Origin of the sequence: Vibrio sp. 10N.247.311.13 (assembly GCF_041467595.1) — a bacterium.
Lineage (GTDB): Bacteria > Pseudomonadota > Gammaproteobacteria > Enterobacterales > Vibrionaceae > Vibrio > Vibrio crassostreae_C.
The window spans coordinates 1-20,273 of sequence record NZ_JBFSUX010000078.1 but is presented as its reverse complement, the minus strand read 5'-3'; the positions used below and the strand labels follow the sequence as shown (position 1 = coordinate 20,273).

Here is a 20,273-nt window from a genome sequence, read left to right as displayed (position 1 = left end):
TGAGCCCGTAGAGGACTTTCACCTCCTAGATCAACGCCATGCTCGGCGCACAAACAAAAAGCCAGCAATCCAAATGGACTGCTGGCTTTATAATGTTCACTCTTGTCGCCCTTTCACTTGGTTTGAAGGTGATTGAGTGACTCTACACAATCACTCAACACGCTCATCATTTCAAATCAAAGTATCTGGTAAGACAGAACAAATACAAGTCAAAGTTACAGTGCTGCTTTCTTCGCTTCTGTAATCCAACCATCGAACGTGCTTTGGTTCGCTTTGATCCAACCGTTTACGTGCGCTTCGATATCCGCAGAGCTGTTCTTACCTTTACTCATCATCATGTTCTGAGCGCTTACATCATTGATGTTAAGTTTGATGATTTCAAAAAGCTTCGCTGCTGATGGGTTGTTCTTAGCAAACTCTTTATTCGCAATAATGCGCATTGAGTTCATTTCGAAGCCGTAGTTTTTGCCGTTAGATAGCGTCGTATCCACGTTCGAACGCTCGCCAGGAAGTGCTGAGAAAGGAACTTCTAACCAAACTACATCTTCGTTAGGCACCAATACGCCACTTACCCAGTAAGGTGTCCACGTGTAGTAAAGGATTGATTCACCCTTTTGGTAACGAGAAATTGTATCTGCAATGATTGCAGCGTAGTTACCTTGGTTGTGAGTTACCGTATCGTCCAGTTTGAACGCTGAAAGTTGGTGTTCAATCACCATCTCACAACCCCAACCTGGGTTACAGCCTGTTAGGTCTGCTTTGCCATCACCGTCCGCATCAAACAGCTTCGCGATTTTTGGATCAGTTAATTGACCAATGTTGGTGATGTTGTACTTTTCAGCCGTTTTCTTATCAATTAGGTAACCTTGAGCAGCGCCGCTTACATATTGGCCTTCACGGTAGAATTTCTCATCACCACCTGCCATTGTGTATTTATCAGCATGAAGCGGGAACCAACCTACCGTTAGGAACGTTGCGTCACCCTTTGCAATCGAGGTGTAGCCTACGTTGTAGTCCACTTCTTGAGTTGATTTCACGTCATAACCCAGTTCTTCTAGAGCACGGTTAACGATCAATGTTTGGAATGTCTCTTCCGCTACAGACGATTGAACAGGCTGAACTGATACGCCATCACCCGGTAGGCTTGCTGCCCACACGTTAGTCGATACCGCTAATGTAGAAACGATGCTTACTGCGAGTTTACTCTTCCATGAATTATTCATTGGTGTTTTTCCTTAATTGAAGTTCTGATTTGTTACCGCGATTAAGTACATTCAGTACAAGGGAAACAGGTCCCATGCGATACCAGCGTAATTTTGTATTACCAGCATTGACACCCAGTACTTGGGTGATTCTGTCTAATAAGATGGCTAAGATAACGATGCCTAAACCACCAACAGCGGCCAGTCCCATATCCAAACGGCCAATACCTCTCAGTACCATTTGACCTAAACCACCTACCGCAATCATTGATGCGATAACCACCATCGATAACGACAACATCAGTGTTTGGTTCACGCCCGCCATGATAGTTGGCAATGCAAGTGGCAGTTGAATTCGGTAAAGCATCTGCTTTTTGCTTGCACCGAATGAGTGACCCGCTTCGATCAATTCTTCCGGAACTTGCTGAATACCCAAAATGGTCAAACGAACAACAGGAGGAAGTGCGAATATGATGGTCACCACGACACCCGGAACGTTACCGATACCAAACAACATGACGATCGGTACTAAATAAACGAAGGCTGGTGTGGTTTGCATAGCATCCAAAATTGGGCGCACGAATTTAGCCGCCGTGTTACTTCGAGCGAGCCATATCCCCATGGGTAAGCCAATCAATAGGCAGAAGAATACGGATGTCATGACCAGTGACAATGTGGTCATTGCTTCAGACCAAGCGCCAATCAAGCCAATGAAAGTCAAAGATACGGCCGTTGCAACGCCAAGCTTCAAGTTTGAAAACTGCCATGCCACTAGAAACAAGATGATCAACATGAATGGTGCTGGCGTAGACACCAACGCCGTTTCAAATGAACTTAGGATAAAATCGATAGGCACACGGATTGCCTGGAATAATGGGCGTCCGTGCTCAACTAACCAATTCAGTCCAGACTCAACCCAAGTGTCAACAGGCAGCACAGCCTCTGCAAAAGGGTTAAGTGGATCAAAAGGTGTCGTTTCAACGGTTTCGCTGCTTAACCAATCCGTTGACGGTGAGGTATCAGCGGATTGACCCCAAGGATCACTTGCAGGTTGAGCTGGAGGAGCCGATTGAGACCATGGGTCATTATTTGTTTGTTCAGACGACATGATCTACCCCTTATCCAATGTTTGTAACAGTCGTGACTTAGTCACCACGCCAAAGTAATTACCTTGCTCATCCACAACAGGCACTGAGTAAGGCACACCACCAACTAGGCCAAGCACATCATTGATTGGTAAATCAGGGTTCAGCGTTAGTCCATCATCGAGCTGTGCGCTGATGAGTGATTTGTTCTCTTTGTGGGCTTTACGAAGCGAGTCGATAGAGACAATGCCGGAGTAACGGCTGCTCTTCTCAACTACGATGCCGTACTCGCGGTCGTTATCCATCAAAATTTGTAGAGCGGACGCTGGGCCATCGTGTTCTGATTTTTTAAATACCGCAGCTGGCTTCTTACGCGCAATGTCTTTCACAGTAAGTACGCTTGCTACGTTCACACCACGGAAGAAAGCTTCGACATAATCATTCGCTGGGTTACTAAGAATATCGTCTGGAGTACCTACTTGAACCACTTCGCCATTTTGCATAATCGCAATTCGGTCACCGATACGCATCGCTTCATCCAAATCATGCGAGATAAAAACAATGGTTCGTTTATCGTCATTTTGAAGGCGAATAAGCTCATCTTGCATTTCTGTACGAATCAAAGGATCGAGCGCCGAGAACGCTTCATCCATCAACAAGATATCTGGGTCACATGCTAGTGCACGAGCCAAACCAACACGCTGCTTCATACCACCAGATAGTTCATCTGGGTAAGATTCTGAATATGCGCCAAGGCCAACACGTTCAAGTGCTTCAAGTGCTGACTGCTTTCGTTGCTCAACTTCAACACCCGCAAGCTCTAGACCAAATGCGGCATTCTCGATGACCGTCATATGCGGCATCAAAGCGAAATTTTGGAAAACCATCGAGATGTTGTTGCGGCGAACTTCGCGGAGTTCATCTTCTGAGATGTGGGCAATGTCTTTGCCTCGAAGAAGCACATTGCCTTTGGTTGGTTCGATCAAGCGGTTAAGAAGGCGTACTAGGGTTGATTTGCCAGATCCTGACAGTCCCATTATGACGAAAATCTCGCCTTCTTGGATACTAAGAGAAACATCGTTAACGCCGATCGTTAGCCCTGTTTCTTCGAAAACTTTATCTTTATTTGCGCCTTCATTAATCATTGTAAAAGCACGGTCGGTGTCTTCACCAAACACCTTGTACAGTCCCTTAACTTCCAGTATGGGATCCATGTAATCTAATCCTTTCTCAGTTATTTAAACTTAAATTGGTTATTTAAACCCGAAAAACAATTAGCACTCTAAGTAATTGACACGTGTAAATCAAGGTTCTTCGCTCGGTAAAACAAGGCAACAGACTGAAACCAGACCAGCAACAACAAGACCAAAAAATAAGCAAAAACAAAGCAAGTTACTGATAATAAAAGGGATAAATTAGATAAGCGTACGGCCAATATTATGTATTACGTAGTCGTAGATTATTGAATATTAATTTTACATTAGAGTAATTAATAGGCTGAATGAACCAACAAAAGCCATAATTAGTTCGTGCACAAACAATTCGAATACGAACTATTTATTAAGCTTTCATGATGTTTCCGAGGCGAAAGTTCGCTCGATAAAAAATATAAGATCAACTCTCAATCTCTACCTAAAAACCAAAGGTCAACCGGCTAAAGTCAGCGAGTTGAAATCAACCTTTTCAACCAAGAATTTTAATACGTCACACCAACTGTGATACTTGCTGCAAACTGTCAATTGGTGATTATCTAAGCTGAACTTCAACTTGTAGAGTGCTCATTGCTGAGCCATTCTTTATAAAATAAATAAGCATTTTCCCGTGACGAAATAGAGAAAAAGACAAGGAATTCGAATGATAAAAATGTTGGTGTGTGACTTTGACGGTACGCTTGATGGAGGCTCATCTCACGGTGTTAACCAGCTATTTGATTACCTCACAGAACAACCTGATATTCGCTTTATCATCGCGACAGGAAGAACATTACCTTCGATTCGAATGGGTTTAGAATCGGATAACTACCCGAAGCCACACAGTATTATTAGCGATGTGGGCACCAAAATTCATCATGTTCATTCCCAAAAACCAGACCATGTTTGGCATAACCAACTGGAAGCTTCTTGGAACAAATCAAGGGTAGAGACGGCTCTCGCCCCCCTTGATTTTATGGGTGAGCGGATAGAGAACCATCAAGGCGATTACAAGATCACTTTTGAAGGAAAGCTTTCAGAGCCTCAACACGAACTGATTGAATCTAGTTTGGAGATCCACGGATTAGATGTTCACCTGACTTACTCTCATGATTGGTACTTAGATATCACACCAAAAGGCGTTAACAAGGCGACTGCGATTCACCACCTACTCGAACAACACGATTTGAGCGTTGCAGAAGTGTGCGTCGCAGGTGACTCAGCTAACGACACCTCAATGCTCACCATTGAAGGCGTAAACTCGATACTGGTTGCTAACCATTACCCAGAGGTTGCTCACCTATCGGATAGAGACAACGTATACACGAGTAGAGCAACACATGCTGAGGGTGTCTTAGAAGGCCTTAAATACTGGCAAGGACGTGCAGCAGCGGGTAATTAGAAATAAGGACTGCTCCCTACTTGCTATCCTTATTTCCAACCGGGAAGCCAATGATCCTTGTCGGTGAGATCCCGCCAGTTGATGTCTTCCTCACGTTTGGTCATCACCGCTTCTATTAAACAACGAATGACCTCCCCTTCTTCAAACTCTACCTCTGTGACCATGAAGTGTTTTTCTTTCTTTATTGGGCTAACGGCCGTCCATTTACTGCGAAGTAGTTTCTTTGGATTGATTCGATTCATGAGTTTATTTCTCGCTTAGATGTCATTGATTATTATGGATTGTCTAGCCGACACTGAGTAATAGTCTTCGTCGCAAGAAAAGGATCAAAAAAAGCCAGCGATTAGGCTGGCTTCATTCAGTTAGCTATTACTTGTTAAAGATTAGCCGTTTTTAGGTGGATCAAATGCCGTGAGTTCTAATACTGGACCTGTGTATTTTTCAATCTTCACAAGCGCAGAGTTTGCAGCACAGCCATTCGCCAAACGAGAAGTCGGGATATCTAACGTAAGCACGTTACAGCCACCGTTTTTACATAGGCCTGTCTCTTTATCTAAATCAGGCCAACCGCCTTCATGGATACATACAGAGCCTTGTTTGATGCCATCCGTCACTAATGCACCCACCAATACTTGTCCACGACCATTATGTGCACGAACCAAGTCACCCGTTTTAATGCCTCGAGCTTTCGCATCTTCAGGGTGAATTGAAATCGGCTCACGGTCTGCAATCGCATACTCTTCGCGGATCTTCGCGTAGTTGAACTGGCTATGCAGACGGTGCGCGGCGTGCGCTGTCATCAGTTGCAGTTCGCCATCTTTAGCGTTGCCTGTGTACTCTGTTGGTTCTAACCAAGTTGGGTGTGCAGGGCAATCATCTAGTTGGTAACCTTCAATGGTTCTTGAGAATATCTCGAACTTGCCACTTGGTGTACCTAGTGGGTTCATGATTGGGTTCTCACGAAAATCAGCGTAACGAACAAACTGTGCGTTCTTCTCGTTCCACTTCATCTCGATCAACTGATTATCTTCCCAGAACTTGCTGAAGTTAGGCATTACGATACGCTGACCACGACCACCTTGCTGTGCGGTTTTGTAGAAACCATACAGCCATTCCATCTCGGTCTTGCCTTCGGTGTACACATCACGACCACCCGGAGCAAGTAACTCAGACATGTCCGCAAATACATCGAAATCGTTACGAGCTTCACCTTGTGGCTCAACCACTTTCTTCATTGGCACTAAGTGTTGGTTACTGTAGTCACCCGTCATCGTCATATCATTACGTTCAAACGATGTAGTAATTGGCAGAACAATATCCGCGTGCTTAGCTGCTGCTGTCCAGTAAGGTTCTGAGATAACAATCAGCTCAGGCTTTTGCCAAGCTTTGATCAAGCGGTTGGTATCTTGGTGGTGAGTAAAGTTCGCACCGCCTGCCCACCAGATCATTTTGATCTCTGGGAACGTTAGGTTGTGACCATTGTGATGGTAGCTTGAACCCGGGTTTTCTAGCGCTTCAACAATACGCGCTACAGGGAATGCGTTCACAGATCCTGAAACAGCCCAATCGTTACCCGCCGAAGAACCACCGCCAAGTGACGCTGAAATCGCAGGAAGTACGCCTGCATCACGAGCAGGGTTACCACCGTTTGAGTAGTGGTAAGAAAGACCGAAACCACCACCAGGCAAGCCAACTTGACCTAGCATTGTCGCTAGCGTAACCAACATCCAGTGACGTTGTTCACCGTATTGTTGACGCTGCATACCCCAGCCAGACATCAGCATAGTACGGTTCTTACTGAAGATATCCGCAAGTAGCTCAAGCTGCTTCACTGGCACACCACAGATCTCAGACGCCCACTCAGCAGATTTTTCTACGCCGTCTTCCTTACCCATCAAGTAAGCTTCGAATACGTCGTAACCTGTTGTGTATTTACCCAAGAATTCTTTATCGTGCTTGCCCTGTTTCACTAACGTGTGTGCGATACCCATCATCATGGCTACGTCAGTCATTGGGTGAGGAGCAATCCACTCTGCGTTGTCACCAAAAAACTCGATAGTCTCAGAGCGCATTGGGTCAATCGCAATCACTGTCTTGCCCGACTTCTTCAACTGGTGGAAGAACTCAAGACCTGCACAGTCGGTTGAGCTCCAAGCGATCTTCAAGGTGTTAATTGGGTTTAGGCCCCAAAGTACCACCACATCACTGTGCTCAAGGATAACTGGGTAAGTCGTCTGCTGTTCATACACCTCAATCGAACCCACAACGTGCGGCATGATAACTTGCGCAGCACCTGTTGAGTAATCACCTAAGTGACCAGAGTAACCACCAGCCATGCTCATATAACGTTGTAGAAGCGTTTGCGCTTTGTGCAGAACACCACTTGAACGCCAGCCATAAGAGCCTGCGAATACAGATTCCGCACCGTGCTCTTGACGAATACGTGAGTGTTGTTGGTGAATCAATTTGTACACTTCATCCCAAGAGATACGAACAAATTCATCACTACCACGCACACCTTCAGGTGCAGATGGGTTAGCCAAGTAGCCTTTACGAACCATAGGGTACTTAACACGCGCTTTGGTGTGTACTTGATCAGGGCCTGTGGTCTGCAGGCTATTTGGAACCGTTTGTGCCAGTGCATTCGTCGTCGACACTAACTTGCCATCTTTCACTTCACACAGCATTGGTCCCATACGACCTGATGTTAGAACACCAGAACCACGTTTGTCCGAAGCAATTGCGCTCATCGGCGTCAAAGATGTGAATGCCAACGCACCAGCTGTAATACCTGTGCCTTTCATAAATCCACGACGTGTCATATTAGTCATAATTTTATCCTTCTAATTCTCTTTAGTGACCAACAACGTCTTTCGCGTGGTTTTGGAAGTACTTAGTCAGCAGCTCAAGGTTTTGCTCAGAAATGTCTGTACGGTCGCCCATACTTTTCGCAACAGGTCCCCAAGCATTCACAGTGAAGTGGTTTGAAGGAATTTTCGCGTGACACGTTGCACAGTAAACGTTGTCCAACTCTTCTGCGTAAGACCAGATTGGGTCTAGTTTATCGACAACTGGAGAAGTGATATCACCCGTTAGCGCAACTGAACGCCACTCGTTACCGTAAGCATCGGCTTTATAGTCACCAGTAGTCAGTGCTTCTTGACCTTTGTCTGTCAATGTCGCAACGATTGCACGTTGGCCTTCACCGAAGTAAAGCACTTGCTCTGCACCTTTCATTTGGAATGCATTCAAAGTCACAGTACGGTTGTCGCCTTCAGCCTTGACCACTTGCAGTTCTGCTGTTGGGTTTACACTGCCGAAGTCACCCATTGCGATATCGGTTACTGGGTAAACCACTTTCGCATCTGCTGGCGTGTTTTTCGTAAATGCGATCAGGGTATCGAACGCTTTGCTATCTAGCTGAGCTTCAGGAGCAAAATGTGCAACGCCTTTGTGACAATCGATACACGTTTGGTTATTTTCACGACCATAAGCATGCATTTTTGCTGCATCACGAGATTGCTCGAACTCTTCCATTGCATCGAATTCGTGACAAGAGCGACAAGTCGCTGAGTCATTCTCGCGGAATTGAGCCCAAACTGTCTCAGCCATCTCTTCACGGTGTGCTTCATATTTCTCAGGCGTGTCTATCTTACCTGAAATAAATTCGTGGTAGATGTCTTTGGACGCTCTTACTTTGGTGATCACGTAGTCAATCGGATCAGTTGGAATGTGGCAATCGGCACATTCAGCTCGAATGCCTTTTGCGTTACTGAAGTGTACAGAACCTTGGTATTCTTTGTGGGGTGCTTCCATTGTGTGGCAAGAAACACAAAACTCAGTGCTCGATGTATAGTGCATAACGGCTGCAGTTCCCCCTAAGGTTAACCAGCCAATACCTATACCAACCGCCGCTATTAGTGCGATATAACGTTTTTTTATTGTCATAATTCTTAATCATCTTCAACAATTGGTTACAATTAAGATCAGAATAGTACTTTAGGGGTAGATCAGTTTGATTTGGATCATAAATCGCATTCTGAGGAACAAAAATTGAACCTTTATGAGAACCCAAGGTCACTTCACGAAATTATTCCCCACCAGATACAATCACCCACCAAATAAGAAGCAGCGGTTAAATATTCATTATTGATTAATCCAACATCAACGAGACAAAACGGCTTTCTAAGTCAAAGAAGTAAATTGTAAATCTATTACAATATTGGCTATCTATTTTTCATAAACTCCTCACTCAATGAACCAAACAGAATTCCAACAAAAAATGGCGAGTTTCACCTCGATTGAACAAGCGCTTGATTACTTCGAAATTGGGTTTGATAGCAAGTTCATCAACCAAAATAGAGTCGAGCTTATGAAACGCTTTAATGGTTATCTGATCCTGTCAAAACCCGATGATTGGTTCTCTGGACGAAGAGCGCTGAAAAACGCTTATTGTAAGGTTCAACGCAGCAAGTTAGATCGCCACACACGTTCAGCCTGTCGTGGGTGTACAACTTGTCAGCGTCGATAGATAGGAAGTACTGCTCAAAGTAGAGAACTAAAAAGTAGATAGTTGAAATAACATCTCATTACGATTTAGTTAGTGGTTTGCTCGAAAAAAAGTGTGCTAGTCTTACGGCAACTCAACTACGAGATAAAAACTACAATGAAAATTTTCAGCAATTTCGAAAGCGGCAACATTCACGTCGTTTCTGCAGATTCACCACAAAACATTCAACTGACTATCCCAGCAGACTACCAAACTGAAATCTCTCAGTGGTTTCACTTCCGCTTAGAAAGTGAAGCTCAACAAGCTCACCACTTTGAAATCGGTCAATTGGCAACATCTGCCTACCCTGAAGGCTGGAAAGATTACGATGTGGTTGCATCGTATGACCGTGAAGAGTGGTTCCGTATCCCATCTCAGTTCGATGGCGATACATTAAGCTTCGATATCATCCCTGAACACGATTCAATGTACTTCGCGTACTTCGCGCCGTACTCATACGATCGTCACCAAGATCTTCTGCACAATGCTCAAACGCACCCTGCTTGTAAGCTTGAAACTCTAGGTCAGACGCTAGACAACAACGACATCACTTTGCTAACCATCGGCGAGCCAAGTGAAGAGAAGAAAAACATCTGGGTTATTGGTCGCCAACACCCTGGCGAGACGATGGCTGAATGGCTGATCGAAGGCCTGCTACAACGCCTACTTGATGAAACAGATACGGTTGGTCGCTCTCTTCTAGACAGCGTTGTGTTCAGAGTTGTACCAAACATGAACCCAGATGGCAGCATCCGCGGTCACCTGCGTACTAACGCGATTGGCGTAAACCTGAACCGCGAATGGCAATCACCTTCTATGGAACGCAGCCCAGAAGTATTCCTTGTTCGCGAGCGTATGCTAGAAACGGGCGTTGACCTGTGCCTAGATATTCATGGCGATGAAGCGATTCCATATAACTTTGTAGCAGGCAGCGAAGGCACGCCTTCTTACAACGAGCGCATCGCGAAGCTAGAGAGCCACTTCAAGCAAGCACTGCTCACTATCACGCCAGAGTTCCAAGATGAATTTGGTTACGATAAAGACGAACCAGGCAAAGCAAACATGACAGTTGGCACAAACTGGATTGGTGAGCAATTCAAGTGTTTGACTTACACCGTCGAGATGCCATTTAAAGATCACATCAGTCACGCTGACGAACTTTACGGCTGGTCTCCAGAACGAAGTGTCGCGTTTGGTCACGATATGCTAGCCGCAGTTTGGGCTACAGTAGACGAGCTATAAGGCGAACTAAGCTCATTAGCTTTACCTGTATCGCCTTTGGTTTATAAGAATCTGGGCTATAGATAGAACAAAGCCCAGCACTTGTGAAAGTGCTGGGCTTTTTAATATCGGCTTGGATGAGTGAATCTAACTTTAAAAGCTTTCTATGCCACTCTGAGGCTAGCAAAAAACACTGGGTATCTTTGCCTAATGTGGCGTTGTTCAGACACCATATCTTTGAAGCTCGGACCTTGTGATAACTGAACGATCACTTCGTCACCTTCTTGTCGCAATACAGCACCGCTAATATCGATACTGTTGTTGTCATGCAACCTCAAGGTGCCGGCCATTGAAAAGCCACGATAAACCGGAATGATGTTACGCATCATCAGGCGTACACCCTTTTCAGAAACTTCGCTGACATGAAAAAGCTCATCCTTAATTCGCATCACCGGACGAGCCTTTTGAGGGTACTTTAAGCGGTAATATTTGCGTTTCTGGGTGAATGAATCTTCACGCATTGGTGACTCCCTGTCTCTGTTATTTCGGTCAAGCAATAGGCTGTAGCTTCAATTGGTCTCAAATAAACACATTCACCAAATTGATAGCTAATAATTATATCGACTTCCCGAGCTAATGCTTTAGAGATTTATACAGAGAAACACTGATTGCTTAGCATTCAGTAAAAAATGAGAACTGAATCGGAAATGAAAACTAAGATGGAAACGAGAACTAAGCCGGAAATGAACTGAACCAATAGCTAAAAACCCAATTCTTCGCATCGCACCCTAAAGCTGAAACAATGCCAACTGAATGCTGAAGCCCACGAATAGAATCCCACACACAATGTTCATCATTTGCGAGGTGCGCTTTTGAACTAACAAGCGCTTAAAGGTATCCGCCATTAAGATCACAACTAAGAACCACATCGACACCACTGACGCTTGAATTGCACCAAGTATCAAACTGTCTGTCACAATCGCATCTGTTGAAACAAATTGAGGGAATATAGAAAGATAAAACAGGACAATTTTAGGATTCAGTAGATTAGTGAGAAGCCCTTTGAAAAATTGCTTATAAAGCTTACTTCCCGATGCACTGACCACAGAGAGCACGCCCTCTTGAGCGCGCAGCGCCGCACGAAAATGGTTATACCCAAGCCAGACAAGATACAAAACCCCAGCCCACTTTAGCCCTTCAAAGGCCATGGGAGTGTTCGACAGTAATAAGCTTATGCCGTTAGCCGAGATAAAGGCATGAAAAAAGAAACCACATGACACGCCCAACACGTTCACAAATGCGAACAGCTTCCTTTGAGTTAAGGCTGTGCTTAATACCAACAGCGCATTTGGGCCCGGGATAATGGCAATAAAAAACACGATAACGATAAACAGCCAGATACTGTCCCAACTCATTTCGATCTCATTTCATGAACATTTTTAGGGCGGACATTGTACGTCCATTCAGTGCCATTACAATATGATAAACGCTTAATTATCGCGTATAGCTAACAGACATAATTCGCGCGTATAATGAATGTGTTTATCGTCTAACATACAAAACTGATTCTCTAACATTTGTAGCCCTGATAGACTCCACCTCCTTTTTGATACTTGGTTCATTTATGTCATTTGATAGCCTAACCCTTAACGCAAAAACCGTCTCCGCGCTCTCATCTCAATTCAATAAGCCGACAGAGATACAGCAAGCGGTAATTCCTACCATTATTGCGGGGAAAGACGTACTCGCATTGGCTCAAACGGGCAGCGGTAAAACATTGGCGTTCGGCTTACCTTTACTGAATAACATCAACCAAGATGTGAATGAACTGCAAGCACTGATCATTGTTCCAACCCGTGAACTTGCATCTCAAGTGACCAAATCTTTAGAACCGATCGCGACAACGCTCAATATCAAATTGGTAACGCTAACGGGCGGCGTAAATACTGATGATCAACAGCAACAATTATCGACTAAACCACAATTAGCCATCGCCACACCGGGCCGCCTACTTGCTTTAATCAAAAGTGATGAACTGGATATAGCTCGGTGTTCATCATTGGTTCTTGATGAAGCCGACCGCCTGATCGACATGGGATTTTGGCCAGATATTCAAGCGATTACTTCAGCACTACCGAGCAAACGTCAGTCACTGTTGTTCTCTGCGACACTTCCGCCCGAATTAGTAGGTCAGGCTGAAGAGCTTCTTTCAAATCCAGTTAAGGTCACGACACATCAAGAAAACAGCGTGGTCGCGGCTATTGAAGAAACCCTGTATTTAGTGAACAAAGGCAGTAAAGCTCAAGCGCTCATCGCACTACTCAATCAACACACATGGCCGCAAGTATTGGTATTTATTGGCGCAAAAGACAATGCCGATGCATTAACCAAACGATTGAATAAAGCCAAAATCAGTGTGAGTGCGTTACATGGAAATAAGAGCCAAGAAGAACGAGAGCAAGCATTAGAAAGTTTCAAAAATGGCGAGACTCGTGTGCTTATCGCGACAGACGTGATGGCTAGAGGCATTCATATTGATCAATTACCTGTCGTAATTAACTTCGAATTACCTTCTCACTCAGCAACTTACGTACACCGCGTTGGTCGTACAGCAAGAGCAGGAAGTACTGGCTGCGCGGTCTCTCTGGTTAGCCACAGCGAAACTGACTACCTCAATGCGATTCGCACCTTGACCAATAAGCCGTTAGTGCTGCAACCATTAGAGGGTTTCCCGGTTACCGACAAACCTGCATCTGAAACGACCGCTCGCAAGCGTCCACCTAAAGATAAAATGGCCAATCGAAGAACAGCTAAAAAGAAAAGCATTAAGCAATTTAAAAGCAAACCAAATAGCTCTAAGTAACCAGAAATAACTCTAAGTAACCAGAAATAGAATGGTCAGCTCAGTTTGTACTGGGCTTTTTTATATGCAACAAAATACAAATTCACACCCAAAAACTTCCCTAAAGTTGCCAACTTAAATGACACTTTTGTGAATTATGATGCCAACGTATTGATTCTTGGTTGCTCAAAAAAAATACTCTTAAATCACGTTGACGCCCCTATATCTAGCAACTAGATTTTTCTATTAGTGTCTACAACAGGAGGTCATTGAAATGAAACGTGCTAGCTCTACATATCGATTACAACTGATTAAGGAAGTGGCAACTCGCCGAGATCGTCAACGTTCCAATGACCCGATGGCAAACTACATACAAACCCTAATAGATAATAAAGATGATTGTGATACTTCGGTTGAACGCAACCAGAGGTTCAGTGGCAGTCATTTTGATGAGCACATAGGTGGTTGGGTAAGTGACCACTGGGGTAACAAGTAGGACAAAGAGAGTAATCCAACCAGCATAATCGCTGTAGAATTCGTCTCCGAATTAACCTATCATCTGCAACAATTCCCTATCCTAGAGTAAGCAGAAAGTGTCTGAGTTAAAAAGAGAAAAAGAAGTGATGGTTGCCTTCCAAGTGATACCTCGCGTTAAAGAAGGCAACAACTTCGAAGTGGTTGATAAAGCCATTGAAGTTGTGAAAGCTGCCGATGTGCCTTTCCAAGTCGGTGCGATGGAAACTACGATGAAAGGTGAACTCAACCAATTACTCGATATCGTTAAAAAAGCAGAACAAGCTTGCTACGATGCAGGGGCGGTAGAAGTGATCACAAACATTAAGATTCACAGTAAAACCACCGAGGCCGATGATACATTTTGCACGTACCATCGTGGTGTAACGAAAGCGAATCACATGTTTGTTTAATCACATTTTTGTTTCTGAAAACTGAGCTTTAAGAAAGGCTCTGAAGAACCAGTGGTGTTATTGGAAAGGCATGTCTGAGAGGTGAGAAAGGATTTCCATTCGTTCTTCTTCTGACATCGAATGCCAATCACGCGGAGTCTCTTCAGGGTCATCTTTTGCCCCGATCGGTTTTCGGTCAAGTGCTTTGACTGGCTCTTTTTTGATTTTTACGTTCTTTTTATTCATACCGACACCACTCCTTCAGGTACAAAGGTACCTACTTTAATATTACACCCCAACCATTATGTAAAGTAATAGTTACTTCGGAGTTAAATAAAATCTAAATACTTCCTCTTTAGCCAAAAAGATCTCTTTGGGGACTGGTATTTCCCTCTTCATCGACCTGCTTACCAATCAAGTTTTTTTGATTCATTATTTTTCTTCTATAGCGCTGACGACACAGCTTTATCACGTGCAATTGTTCTGACGGTGTCATCGACATCCAATTAAAGCGCTCTTCTCTCTTGCGCATACAACCGTTGCAATAGCCTTTGTCATCGCTTGAACAAACCCCAACGCAAGGGCTTGGAACTTGGAAAAACTCTAACTGCTCCACCATGCCTCCTTACACATTCAAAATTACGCTTACTCTCTCAAAAATAAGCGATTAATTTGTCGCCTGGCTCGTGAAATCCATACTAAACTATGACCTTATACTGACACATATAGTGTTTTGTAAACTATACTTTGAACCCATCAAGTTACACTTATCCGGTAACTTCGTTCTTTCCTTTGGAGCCTTATAATATGAAGTTTAGTTCAAAAAAATTACTAGCAGTAGCCGCTTTACCTATGATGCTAGCAGCATGCACAACAACAGGTGACAACGCGATGCAAGTAACACCAACCGATCTACAGCACCATAATTGGGAACTTGCGCAAATTGATGGCAAGGACATTGTGAAAAGCGAAGACCAAGCAGCTCCTCGTCTAGAGATCGGCGAAAAGATGACTGCAAACGGCATGGCTGGTTGTAACAACTTCTTCGGTCAAGGCGAGCTGAAAGACGGTCAATTCCGTATCAAGCAAATGGGCATGACAATGAAAATGTGTCACGGCTCTGCGATGGAAATCGAACAATCGGTTTCTGCTACTCTAAGCGAGTGGAGCGACGTAACGCTAACAAACGATACGCTAGTACTGAAAAACGATGTACACACGCTAACGTACACAATTCGTGACTGGGTAAACTAATCCGTCATCGAAACCAAATACTGATTAAAGGAGCCTGATGGCTCCTTTTTTATTGTCAGCTTGCCCTCACTACTTCTTCAAAATTGACGCTCATCGCCGACTTTTCGTACCAACCTCCAATAAACCTCAAAAATCTCTCATTTAGATGCAATAAATTCAACGGTTCAGCGGTCTGTTGCTAGGATGGCAAAAGCCTAGAGTCTGTCGAGTTTTCGAGATGATTACGTATCGAACAAAACTCGACCGCGAACTCCCTGCTTATTCTCAAGTAATTGATTGAATTTACTGTTGAATTAGAATTTATTTCAGAAACAGATAGAATAACTATTAGGGCATGTTGATCTTTCGTTAACCACGAAGGGTCAATACGCACTAGGGAGTTCGAAAATACAATGCTCTTGCCCGTTCACTACCAAATGGAAAAGTTTATGAACAAGATAGTAAGTACGTTAGGAATCATGGCAACCGTTGCATACAGCGCAACCATTTATGCTGATGAAGCAACATCCACCGACAGCTGGAACCAAATAGAACAGCAGGCAGAGGGAGAAACTGTCTACTTTCACGCTTGGGGCGGAAGCCAAGAGATCAATCGTTACCTACAGTGGGCAGGCAAGAAATTACAAAGTGACTACGGTGTCACGTTAAAGCATGTGAAAGTGACCGATATTGCGGAAACCACCACTCGACTGCTTGCTGAAAAAGCAGCAGGAAAGAACAGTGAAGGCAGCGTCGATATCGTCTGGATTAATGGCGAGAACTTCCGCTCGATGAAAGACAACGCGCTATTGTTTGGGCCATTTACAGAGTCACTTCCAAATTGGCAGTATGTCGATAAGTCTCTGCCGATTGATGTTGATTTCTCAGAGCCGACAGAAGGCTTGGAAGCACCGTGGGGCGTGGGACAACTTGTGTTCATTCACGATCAAGAGACACTACACAACCCGCCACAATCGTTTTCAGAGATGTTGAGCTACGCTCAAGCTTTCCCAAATCGCTTAAGCTACCCTCACCCACCAGAATTTCATGGCACGAGCTTCATTAAGTCTCTATTGATTGAACTAACAAACAATAACCCTGCACTGGCTCAGCCGGTTTCAGAAGACAACTTCCAAGAAGTGACGGCACCACTGTGGGCTTACTTAGATAAATTCCATAAAGTGGCTTGGCGCGGTGGCAAACAATTCCCAGCAGGCACATCGGAAAGCATCCAACTTCTGGATGACGGACAGATCGATCTCGCGATTACGTTTAATCCAAACTCTGTTTATTCAGCACAAGCCAGTGGTCGCTTAGCCGAAACCACTAAGGCTTATGCTCTAGAAAGCGGCGCTCTATCTAACATTCACTTCCTTGCGATTCCTTGGAACGCCAATGCAACCGCGGGTGCTCAAGTGACCATTAACTTCTTACTGAGCCCTGAAGCACAGTCTCGCAAGGGGGACCTCAATGTTTGGGGCGATCCTTCGGTTCTGAGCAGCAAGTACCTCACTGGCAGCGCTAAAAACACCCAGCAATTTAAATCGGTTGATGAACCACACCCTAGCTGGCAAAACGCGCTCGAGAAAGAGTGGCTTAAGCGATACGGTAACTAGTCTTCATGCTACGCGCTCTATATTTTGTTGTTATAGCTGTATGCATTATCCCGACCATTCCTGGGGTAGCGGGAGTCGTGGCTTCGTCACTGAGTTTCATCCCGCCCCTTGGTTTAGAGGAGCCGACACTCAACGGTTTTAGCCAAGTCTTTCAATGGGAAGGGGCTTGGCACTCTATTGGCTTAAGCCTAGGTTCAGCAATTGCAAGCAGCTATATAGCCTGCTTCCTGACCTTTTGTATTCTTCAAGCCTCTTGGGGAAACAAGTTTTGGAGAAAGATTGAGTTTACGCTATCGCCAATGCTTGCCATTCCACATGTAGCTTTCGCTATCGGCTTTGCTTTTCTGTTTAGTCCAACGGGGCTTGGCGCAAGAGCGGTACATCACTTGCTCGGCGAATCGGCTACCAGCTCTGAATTGGCGTTATTGGTGAAAGACCCATACGCGTTCGGCTTAATTATTATGCTCGCACTCAAAGAAGTCCCCTTCTTATTGCTGATGAGCATTTCGATACTTCAGCAAATTGATGTAGAGCGTATCACCAAGGTCAGTGCATCGCTCGGTTACAGCCGCGCTCAGATCTGGTGGAAATGTATTTTCCCACAATGGTTTACCAAGCTTCGTTTCCCAATGCTGGCGGTACTCGCTTACAGTGTCTCGGTTGTCGATATTGCTTTGATCATAGGCCCAACCAACCCGCCGACCTTTGCCGTTTTGGTATGGCAATGGTTCAACGATCCGGATCTTAACCTACTTCCGCGAGCTGCTGCTGGTGCCATCGTTTTGTTTGGTTTAGCTTCGTTGATCATCGCCTTGGCGCGTTTAGTTGAATGGGCGGTTCTTAAGTACTTTCGAACTTGGCAGTATTCCGGAAGAACAGGGGCAAACCTTCCGGGGAAAACGGTATTCACTGTCCTTGCTAGCCTTTCACTGCTGATCATTCCTTTAATGGTAATTTGGAGCGTTGCTCAGCGTTGGCGCTTCCCTGATTTACTGCCGAGCAGCTACAGCACGCGCTTCTGGGAGTTCGAGTGGGAAGGCATCATGAGCACCGTTGGTCAAAGCTTATGGATTGGTCTGATTGCTGCTTCAATCGCTTTGTTGCTTGCGCTGGTTGCTCACGAATACAGAATCAAATACAAGTGGCAAGTTCCGGGCTTCATTATCGCTATTCCAATGCTAATACCACAGCTTTCAGTGTTGTTTGGTATGCAAGTCACGACCCTCTACATCGGCAGTAGTGCCTATGAGTTCTGGGTGATTTGGGCGCATGTTTTCTTTGCTTTCCCGTTTGTGTACCTGTCTTTGGATGGCCCGTGGAAAAGCTTCAATGATGGGTTGATTAAAGCCTCGCTGAGCCTAGGTAAATCGCCATTTCAGAGTTGGTATTCGATCAAACTACCAATCTTGCTTCCTGCGATTGCCTTTGCTTGGGCGGTCGGGATCAGCGTGAGTTTGGCCCAATACCTTCCAACATTAATGCTCGGCGCAGGCCGTATTAGCACGATCACCACAGAAGCCGTTGCACTTACCAGTGGTTTCGACCGCAGGGTGACAGCAATCTATGCCATTTGGCAGGCCCTATTGCCTCTGTTCTTTTTCTCTTTAGCGATATTAGTCAGCCGACTTCAACTGAGATATCGCCGCCTTACTTTTAAAGGTTTCCTAAGTAATGAGTCTGTACCTCAACGACCTCGCCATCCGTAAAACCGATGGAGATTCGCTGTTCTCAGCGCTAAACGTCACATTAGAATCTGGCCAAATACTGGCTTTGATGGGGCCGAGTGGCTGCGGAAAGTCGACCTTACTGGATGCGATTGCTGGTCACTTAAGTGAAGATTTTTCGTACTCTGGCACCGTTGTGTTGAACAATATTCAGCTCGACGAGCTTCCATCACATCAGCGTGAAGTCGGTATTTTGTTTCAAGATGACTTGTTGTTTCCGCACCTCAAAGTATGGGAAAACTTGGCCTTTTCGTTACCGAACTCTGTTAAAGGTTCCGCTCGCCAAAAACAAGCAATGGCTGCACTAAAAGACATAGAGCTAACTCACTTAGCTGAATCTTTCCCGGATCAAATATCCGGCGGTCAACGCGCAAGAATAAGCTTGACTCGTATGTTGTTAGCCAAGCCTAAACTCGCCCTGCTTGACGAACCGTTCAGTAAGTTAGACCAAGAGCTCAGAGCACAATTTCGCGATTGGGTCTTCGAACAGCTGACCAAAGCGAATATCCCTACATTAATGGTCACGCACGACGAAGCCGATGTACCTCAAGGGGCAGAAGTACTGTCTTGGCCATGGAGAAGTAACCATGCTGGATAAGTACTCCATTAAGGTCATTAAGTGGCCATTAAATCAGTCTGCTAAGTTAGTAAACCAATTGGGTATCACGGCCAATCAAACCACGTTATTCGGATTTCTGATTGGGTGTTTAGCGTTTCCAGCGTTGGCATTTCAACAATATGAGTGGGCGTTAGGCTTCATTGTGTTTAATAGAGTATGTGATGGGCTTGATGGAGCCTTGGCTCGAATCCAAGGCATTAGTGATGCGGGCGGTTTCCTCGATATCAGCCTAGATTTCCTATTCTACTCGCTGATCCCTTTTGGATTTGTCATTGCCAACCCAGAACACAACGCCATTGCCGGTGCATTTTTGATCTTCTCTTTTATCGGCACAGGCAGCAGCTTTTTAGCGTTTGCGGTTATGGCAGGCAAGCGAGGCATTGAAAACCCAGTCTATAAGCATAAGTCTCTGTACTACATGTCAGGGCTAACCGAAGGCACTGAAACCATCGCTTGTTTCATCGCGTTTTGTATTTGGCCTCAACACTTTGCGGTTATCGCTTACACCTTTGGTGCAGCTTGTTGGCTAACCACGTTCATGCGTATTTATTTTGGTTTTCAGACACTAAAAAACCAAGCTAGTTAATAAATGAGTTAGTTTCTTGCACCTATAAAAACGCCGCTCATTGTGAGCTAATGCCGATCGTTTAAGAAGACTTGAACGATCCTGCAGTTAGCAGATAAT

21 protein-coding genes are annotated in these 20,273 nt (G+C 44.8%); 11 read left to right on the top strand and 10 right to left on the bottom strand.

Going from position 1 to position 20,273, the window contains the following annotated elements; all coding sequences use genetic code 11:
- Window positions 1-215: 215 nt before the first annotated feature.
- Genes proX through proV form a run of 3 tightly spaced genes read right to left on the bottom strand, consistent with a single transcriptional unit; the run spans window position 216 to window position 3,501 of the window.
- Window positions 216-1,223, bottom strand: a complete 1,008-nt coding sequence (proX, locus tag AB6E52_RS21095) for a glycine betaine/L-proline ABC transporter substrate-binding protein ProX (RefSeq protein ID WP_017065955.1) — start codon at window positions 1,221-1,223, stop codon at window positions 216-218.
- Window positions 1,216-2,310 (bottom strand): glycine betaine/L-proline ABC transporter permease ProW, encoded by a 1,095-nt coding sequence (gene proW, locus AB6E52_RS21090; protein WP_102321520.1) that lies wholly within the window; start codon window positions 2,308-2,310, stop codon window positions 1,216-1,218. Before proW ends, proX begins: the two co-directional genes overlap by 8 nt.
- A gap of 3 nt (window positions 2,311-2,313) precedes the next feature.
- Window positions 2,314-3,501, bottom strand: coding sequence for a glycine betaine/L-proline ABC transporter ATP-binding protein ProV (gene proV / locus AB6E52_RS21085; RefSeq protein WP_017067805.1), 1,188 nt, complete (start codon window positions 3,499-3,501; stop codon window positions 2,314-2,316).
- A gap of 640 nt (window positions 3,502-4,141) precedes the next feature.
- Here proV and AB6E52_RS21080 point away from each other — a divergent pair.
- On the top strand, window positions 4,142-4,879 hold the full coding sequence (locus AB6E52_RS21080; protein ID WP_102321519.1) for an HAD-IIB family hydrolase: 738 nt from the start codon (window positions 4,142-4,144) through the stop codon (window positions 4,877-4,879).
- Window positions 4,880-4,908: 29 nt separating this feature from the next.
- On the opposite strand, the gene AB6E52_RS21075 is transcribed toward AB6E52_RS21080, so the two are convergent.
- From AB6E52_RS21075 to AB6E52_RS21065, 3 genes are all read right to left on the bottom strand, one after another.
- Window positions 4,909-5,121 carry a TIGR02450 family Trp-rich protein gene (locus tag AB6E52_RS21075; RefSeq protein WP_017071930.1) on the bottom strand — a complete coding sequence of 71 codons (213 nt, stop codon included), beginning with the start codon at window positions 5,119-5,121 and terminating at the stop codon, window positions 4,909-4,911.
- Window positions 5,122-5,262: 141 nt separating this feature from the next.
- The gene (locus tag AB6E52_RS21070; RefSeq protein ID WP_017071931.1) at window positions 5,263-7,710 is read right to left on the bottom strand and encodes a molybdopterin guanine dinucleotide-containing S/N-oxide reductase; all 2,448 of its coding nucleotides are present in this window, start codon (window positions 7,708-7,710) and stop codon (window positions 5,263-5,265) included.
- 22 nt (window positions 7,711-7,732) lie between these two features.
- Window positions 7,733-8,827 carry a NapC/NirT family cytochrome c gene (locus tag AB6E52_RS21065; protein WP_017060332.1) on the bottom strand — a complete coding sequence of 365 codons (1,095 nt, stop codon included), beginning with the start codon at window positions 8,825-8,827 and terminating at the stop codon, window positions 7,733-7,735.
- A gap of 307 nt (window positions 8,828-9,134) precedes the next feature.
- Here AB6E52_RS21065 and AB6E52_RS21060 point away from each other — a divergent pair, with 307 nt between their 5' ends.
- Entirely contained in the window at window positions 9,135-9,410 is a 276-nt protein-coding gene (locus tag AB6E52_RS21060) for a nitrogenase-stabilizing/protective protein NifW (RefSeq protein ID WP_017060331.1), read from the top strand.
- 135 nt (window positions 9,411-9,545) lie between these two features.
- On the top strand, window positions 9,546-10,670 hold the full coding sequence (locus AB6E52_RS21055) for a M14-type cytosolic carboxypeptidase (protein ID WP_102321518.1): 1,125 nt from the start codon (window positions 9,546-9,548) through the stop codon (window positions 10,668-10,670).
- 143 nt (window positions 10,671-10,813) lie between these two features.
- On the opposite strand, the gene AB6E52_RS21050 is transcribed toward AB6E52_RS21055, so the two are convergent.
- Both AB6E52_RS21050 and AB6E52_RS21045 read right to left on the bottom strand, forming a co-directional pair.
- A complete protein-coding gene (locus tag AB6E52_RS21050) occupies window positions 10,814-11,170 on the bottom strand; it encodes a hypothetical protein (RefSeq protein WP_017060329.1) in 357 nt (118 codons plus the stop codon).
- A gap of 267 nt (window positions 11,171-11,437) precedes the next feature.
- The gene (locus AB6E52_RS21045) at window positions 11,438-12,064 is read right to left on the bottom strand and encodes a LysE family translocator (RefSeq protein ID WP_017060328.1); all 627 of its coding nucleotides are present in this window, start codon (window positions 12,062-12,064) and stop codon (window positions 11,438-11,440) included.
- A gap of 209 nt (window positions 12,065-12,273) precedes the next feature.
- On the opposite strand from AB6E52_RS21045, the gene AB6E52_RS21040 reads away from it, so the two are divergent.
- The 3 genes from AB6E52_RS21040 to AB6E52_RS21030 all read left to right on the top strand — a co-directional run bounded on the left by AB6E52_RS21040 (window position 12,274) and on the right by AB6E52_RS21030 (window position 14,417).
- Window positions 12,274-13,512 (top strand): DEAD/DEAH box helicase, encoded by a 1,239-nt coding sequence (locus tag AB6E52_RS21040; RefSeq protein ID WP_017071932.1) that lies wholly within the window; start codon window positions 12,274-12,276, stop codon window positions 13,510-13,512.
- Window positions 13,513-13,765: 253 nt separating this feature from the next.
- Entirely contained in the window at window positions 13,766-13,987 is a 222-nt protein-coding gene (locus tag AB6E52_RS21035) for a hypothetical protein (RefSeq protein WP_017057116.1), read from the top strand.
- A 127-nt stretch (window positions 13,988-14,114) separates the two neighbouring features.
- Entirely contained in the window at window positions 14,115-14,417 is a 303-nt protein-coding gene (locus AB6E52_RS21030) for a thiamine-binding protein (RefSeq protein WP_017065764.1), read from the top strand.
- Between the two features lie 57 nt (window positions 14,418-14,474).
- Here AB6E52_RS21030 and AB6E52_RS21025 read toward each other — a convergent pair whose 3' ends face one another.
- Window positions 14,475-14,642 (bottom strand): hypothetical protein, encoded by a 168-nt coding sequence (locus AB6E52_RS21025; protein WP_017060325.1) that lies wholly within the window; start codon window positions 14,640-14,642, stop codon window positions 14,475-14,477.
- Window positions 14,643-14,751: 109 nt separating this feature from the next.
- Window positions 14,752-15,015: a DUF1289 domain-containing protein gene (locus tag AB6E52_RS21020; RefSeq protein WP_017060324.1), complete on the bottom strand. Its 264-nt coding sequence runs from the start codon at window positions 15,013-15,015 to the stop codon at window positions 14,752-14,754.
- A gap of 188 nt (window positions 15,016-15,203) precedes the next feature.
- Between AB6E52_RS21020 and AB6E52_RS21015 the strand changes: the two genes are divergently transcribed.
- The 5 genes from AB6E52_RS21015 (at window position 15,204) to AB6E52_RS20995 (ending at window position 20,174) form a co-directional block, all read left to right on the top strand.
- Complete coding sequence (locus AB6E52_RS21015) at window positions 15,204-15,650, top strand: META domain-containing protein (RefSeq protein WP_004734625.1); 447 nt, start codon at window positions 15,204-15,206, stop codon at window positions 15,648-15,650.
- A gap of 428 nt (window positions 15,651-16,078) precedes the next feature.
- On the top strand, window positions 16,079-17,245 hold the full coding sequence (locus tag AB6E52_RS21010; RefSeq protein WP_102321517.1) for an ABC transporter substrate-binding protein: 1,167 nt from the start codon (window positions 16,079-16,081) through the stop codon (window positions 17,243-17,245).
- A 5-nt stretch (window positions 17,246-17,250) separates the two neighbouring features.
- Window positions 17,251-18,951 carry an ABC transporter permease gene (locus AB6E52_RS21005; RefSeq protein WP_102321516.1) on the top strand — a complete coding sequence of 567 codons (1,701 nt, stop codon included), beginning with the start codon at window positions 17,251-17,253 and terminating at the stop codon, window positions 18,949-18,951.
- Window positions 18,917-19,567 carry an ATP-binding cassette domain-containing protein gene (locus AB6E52_RS21000; RefSeq protein ID WP_017068056.1) on the top strand — a complete coding sequence of 217 codons (651 nt, stop codon included), beginning with the start codon at window positions 18,917-18,919 and terminating at the stop codon, window positions 19,565-19,567. Before AB6E52_RS21005 ends, AB6E52_RS21000 begins: the two co-directional genes overlap by 35 nt.
- The gene (locus AB6E52_RS20995; RefSeq protein WP_102321515.1) at window positions 19,557-20,174 is read left to right on the top strand and encodes a CDP-alcohol phosphatidyltransferase family protein; all 618 of its coding nucleotides are present in this window, start codon (window positions 19,557-19,559) and stop codon (window positions 20,172-20,174) included. The genes AB6E52_RS21000 and AB6E52_RS20995 overlap by 11 nt, the downstream gene beginning before the upstream one ends.
- Window positions 20,175-20,273 lie beyond the last annotated feature (99 nt).

Coding starts and splice junctions, on each gene's coding strand:
- proX (WP_017065955.1), bottom strand. CDS start 1,223: ATGAATAATTCATGGAAGAGTAAACTCGCAGTAAGCATCGTTTCTACA.
- proW (WP_102321520.1), bottom strand. CDS start 2,310: ATGTCGTCTGAACAAACAAATAATGACCCATGGTCTCAATCGGCTCCT.
- proV (WP_017067805.1), bottom strand. CDS start 3,501: ATGGATCCCATACTGGAAGTTAAGGGACTGTACAAGGTGTTTGGTGAA.
- AB6E52_RS21080 (WP_102321519.1), top strand. CDS start 4,142: ATGATAAAAATGTTGGTGTGTGACTTTGACGGTACGCTTGATGGAGGC.
- AB6E52_RS21075 (WP_017071930.1), bottom strand. CDS start 5,121: ATGAATCGAATCAATCCAAAGAAACTACTTCGCAGTAAATGGACGGCC.
- AB6E52_RS21070 (WP_017071931.1), bottom strand. CDS start 7,710: ATGACTAATATGACACGTCGTGGATTTATGAAAGGCACAGGTATTACA.
- AB6E52_RS21065 (WP_017060332.1), bottom strand. CDS start 8,827: ATGACAATAAAAAAACGTTATATCGCACTAATAGCGGCGGTTGGTATA.
- AB6E52_RS21060 (WP_017060331.1), top strand. CDS start 9,135: ATGAACCAAACAGAATTCCAACAAAAAATGGCGAGTTTCACCTCGATT.
- AB6E52_RS21055 (WP_102321518.1), top strand. CDS start 9,546: ATGAAAATTTTCAGCAATTTCGAAAGCGGCAACATTCACGTCGTTTCT.
- AB6E52_RS21050 (WP_017060329.1), bottom strand. CDS start 11,170: ATGCGTGAAGATTCATTCACCCAGAAACGCAAATATTACCGCTTAAAG.
- AB6E52_RS21045 (WP_017060328.1), bottom strand. CDS start 12,064: ATGAGTTGGGACAGTATCTGGCTGTTTATCGTTATCGTGTTTTTTATT.
- AB6E52_RS21040 (WP_017071932.1), top strand. CDS start 12,274: ATGTCATTTGATAGCCTAACCCTTAACGCAAAAACCGTCTCCGCGCTC.
- AB6E52_RS21035 (WP_017057116.1), top strand. CDS start 13,766: ATGAAACGTGCTAGCTCTACATATCGATTACAACTGATTAAGGAAGTG.
- AB6E52_RS21030 (WP_017065764.1), top strand. CDS start 14,115: ATGGTTGCCTTCCAAGTGATACCTCGCGTTAAAGAAGGCAACAACTTC.
- AB6E52_RS21025 (WP_017060325.1), bottom strand. CDS start 14,642: ATGAATAAAAAGAACGTAAAAATCAAAAAAGAGCCAGTCAAAGCACTT.
- AB6E52_RS21020 (WP_017060324.1), bottom strand. CDS start 15,015: ATGGTGGAGCAGTTAGAGTTTTTCCAAGTTCCAAGCCCTTGCGTTGGG.
- AB6E52_RS21015 (WP_004734625.1), top strand. CDS start 15,204: ATGAAGTTTAGTTCAAAAAAATTACTAGCAGTAGCCGCTTTACCTATG.
- AB6E52_RS21010 (WP_102321517.1), top strand. CDS start 16,079: ATGAACAAGATAGTAAGTACGTTAGGAATCATGGCAACCGTTGCATAC.
- AB6E52_RS21005 (WP_102321516.1), top strand. CDS start 17,251: ATGCTACGCGCTCTATATTTTGTTGTTATAGCTGTATGCATTATCCCG.
- AB6E52_RS21000 (WP_017068056.1), top strand. CDS start 18,917: ATGAGTCTGTACCTCAACGACCTCGCCATCCGTAAAACCGATGGAGAT.
- AB6E52_RS20995 (WP_102321515.1), top strand. CDS start 19,557: ATGCTGGATAAGTACTCCATTAAGGTCATTAAGTGGCCATTAAATCAG.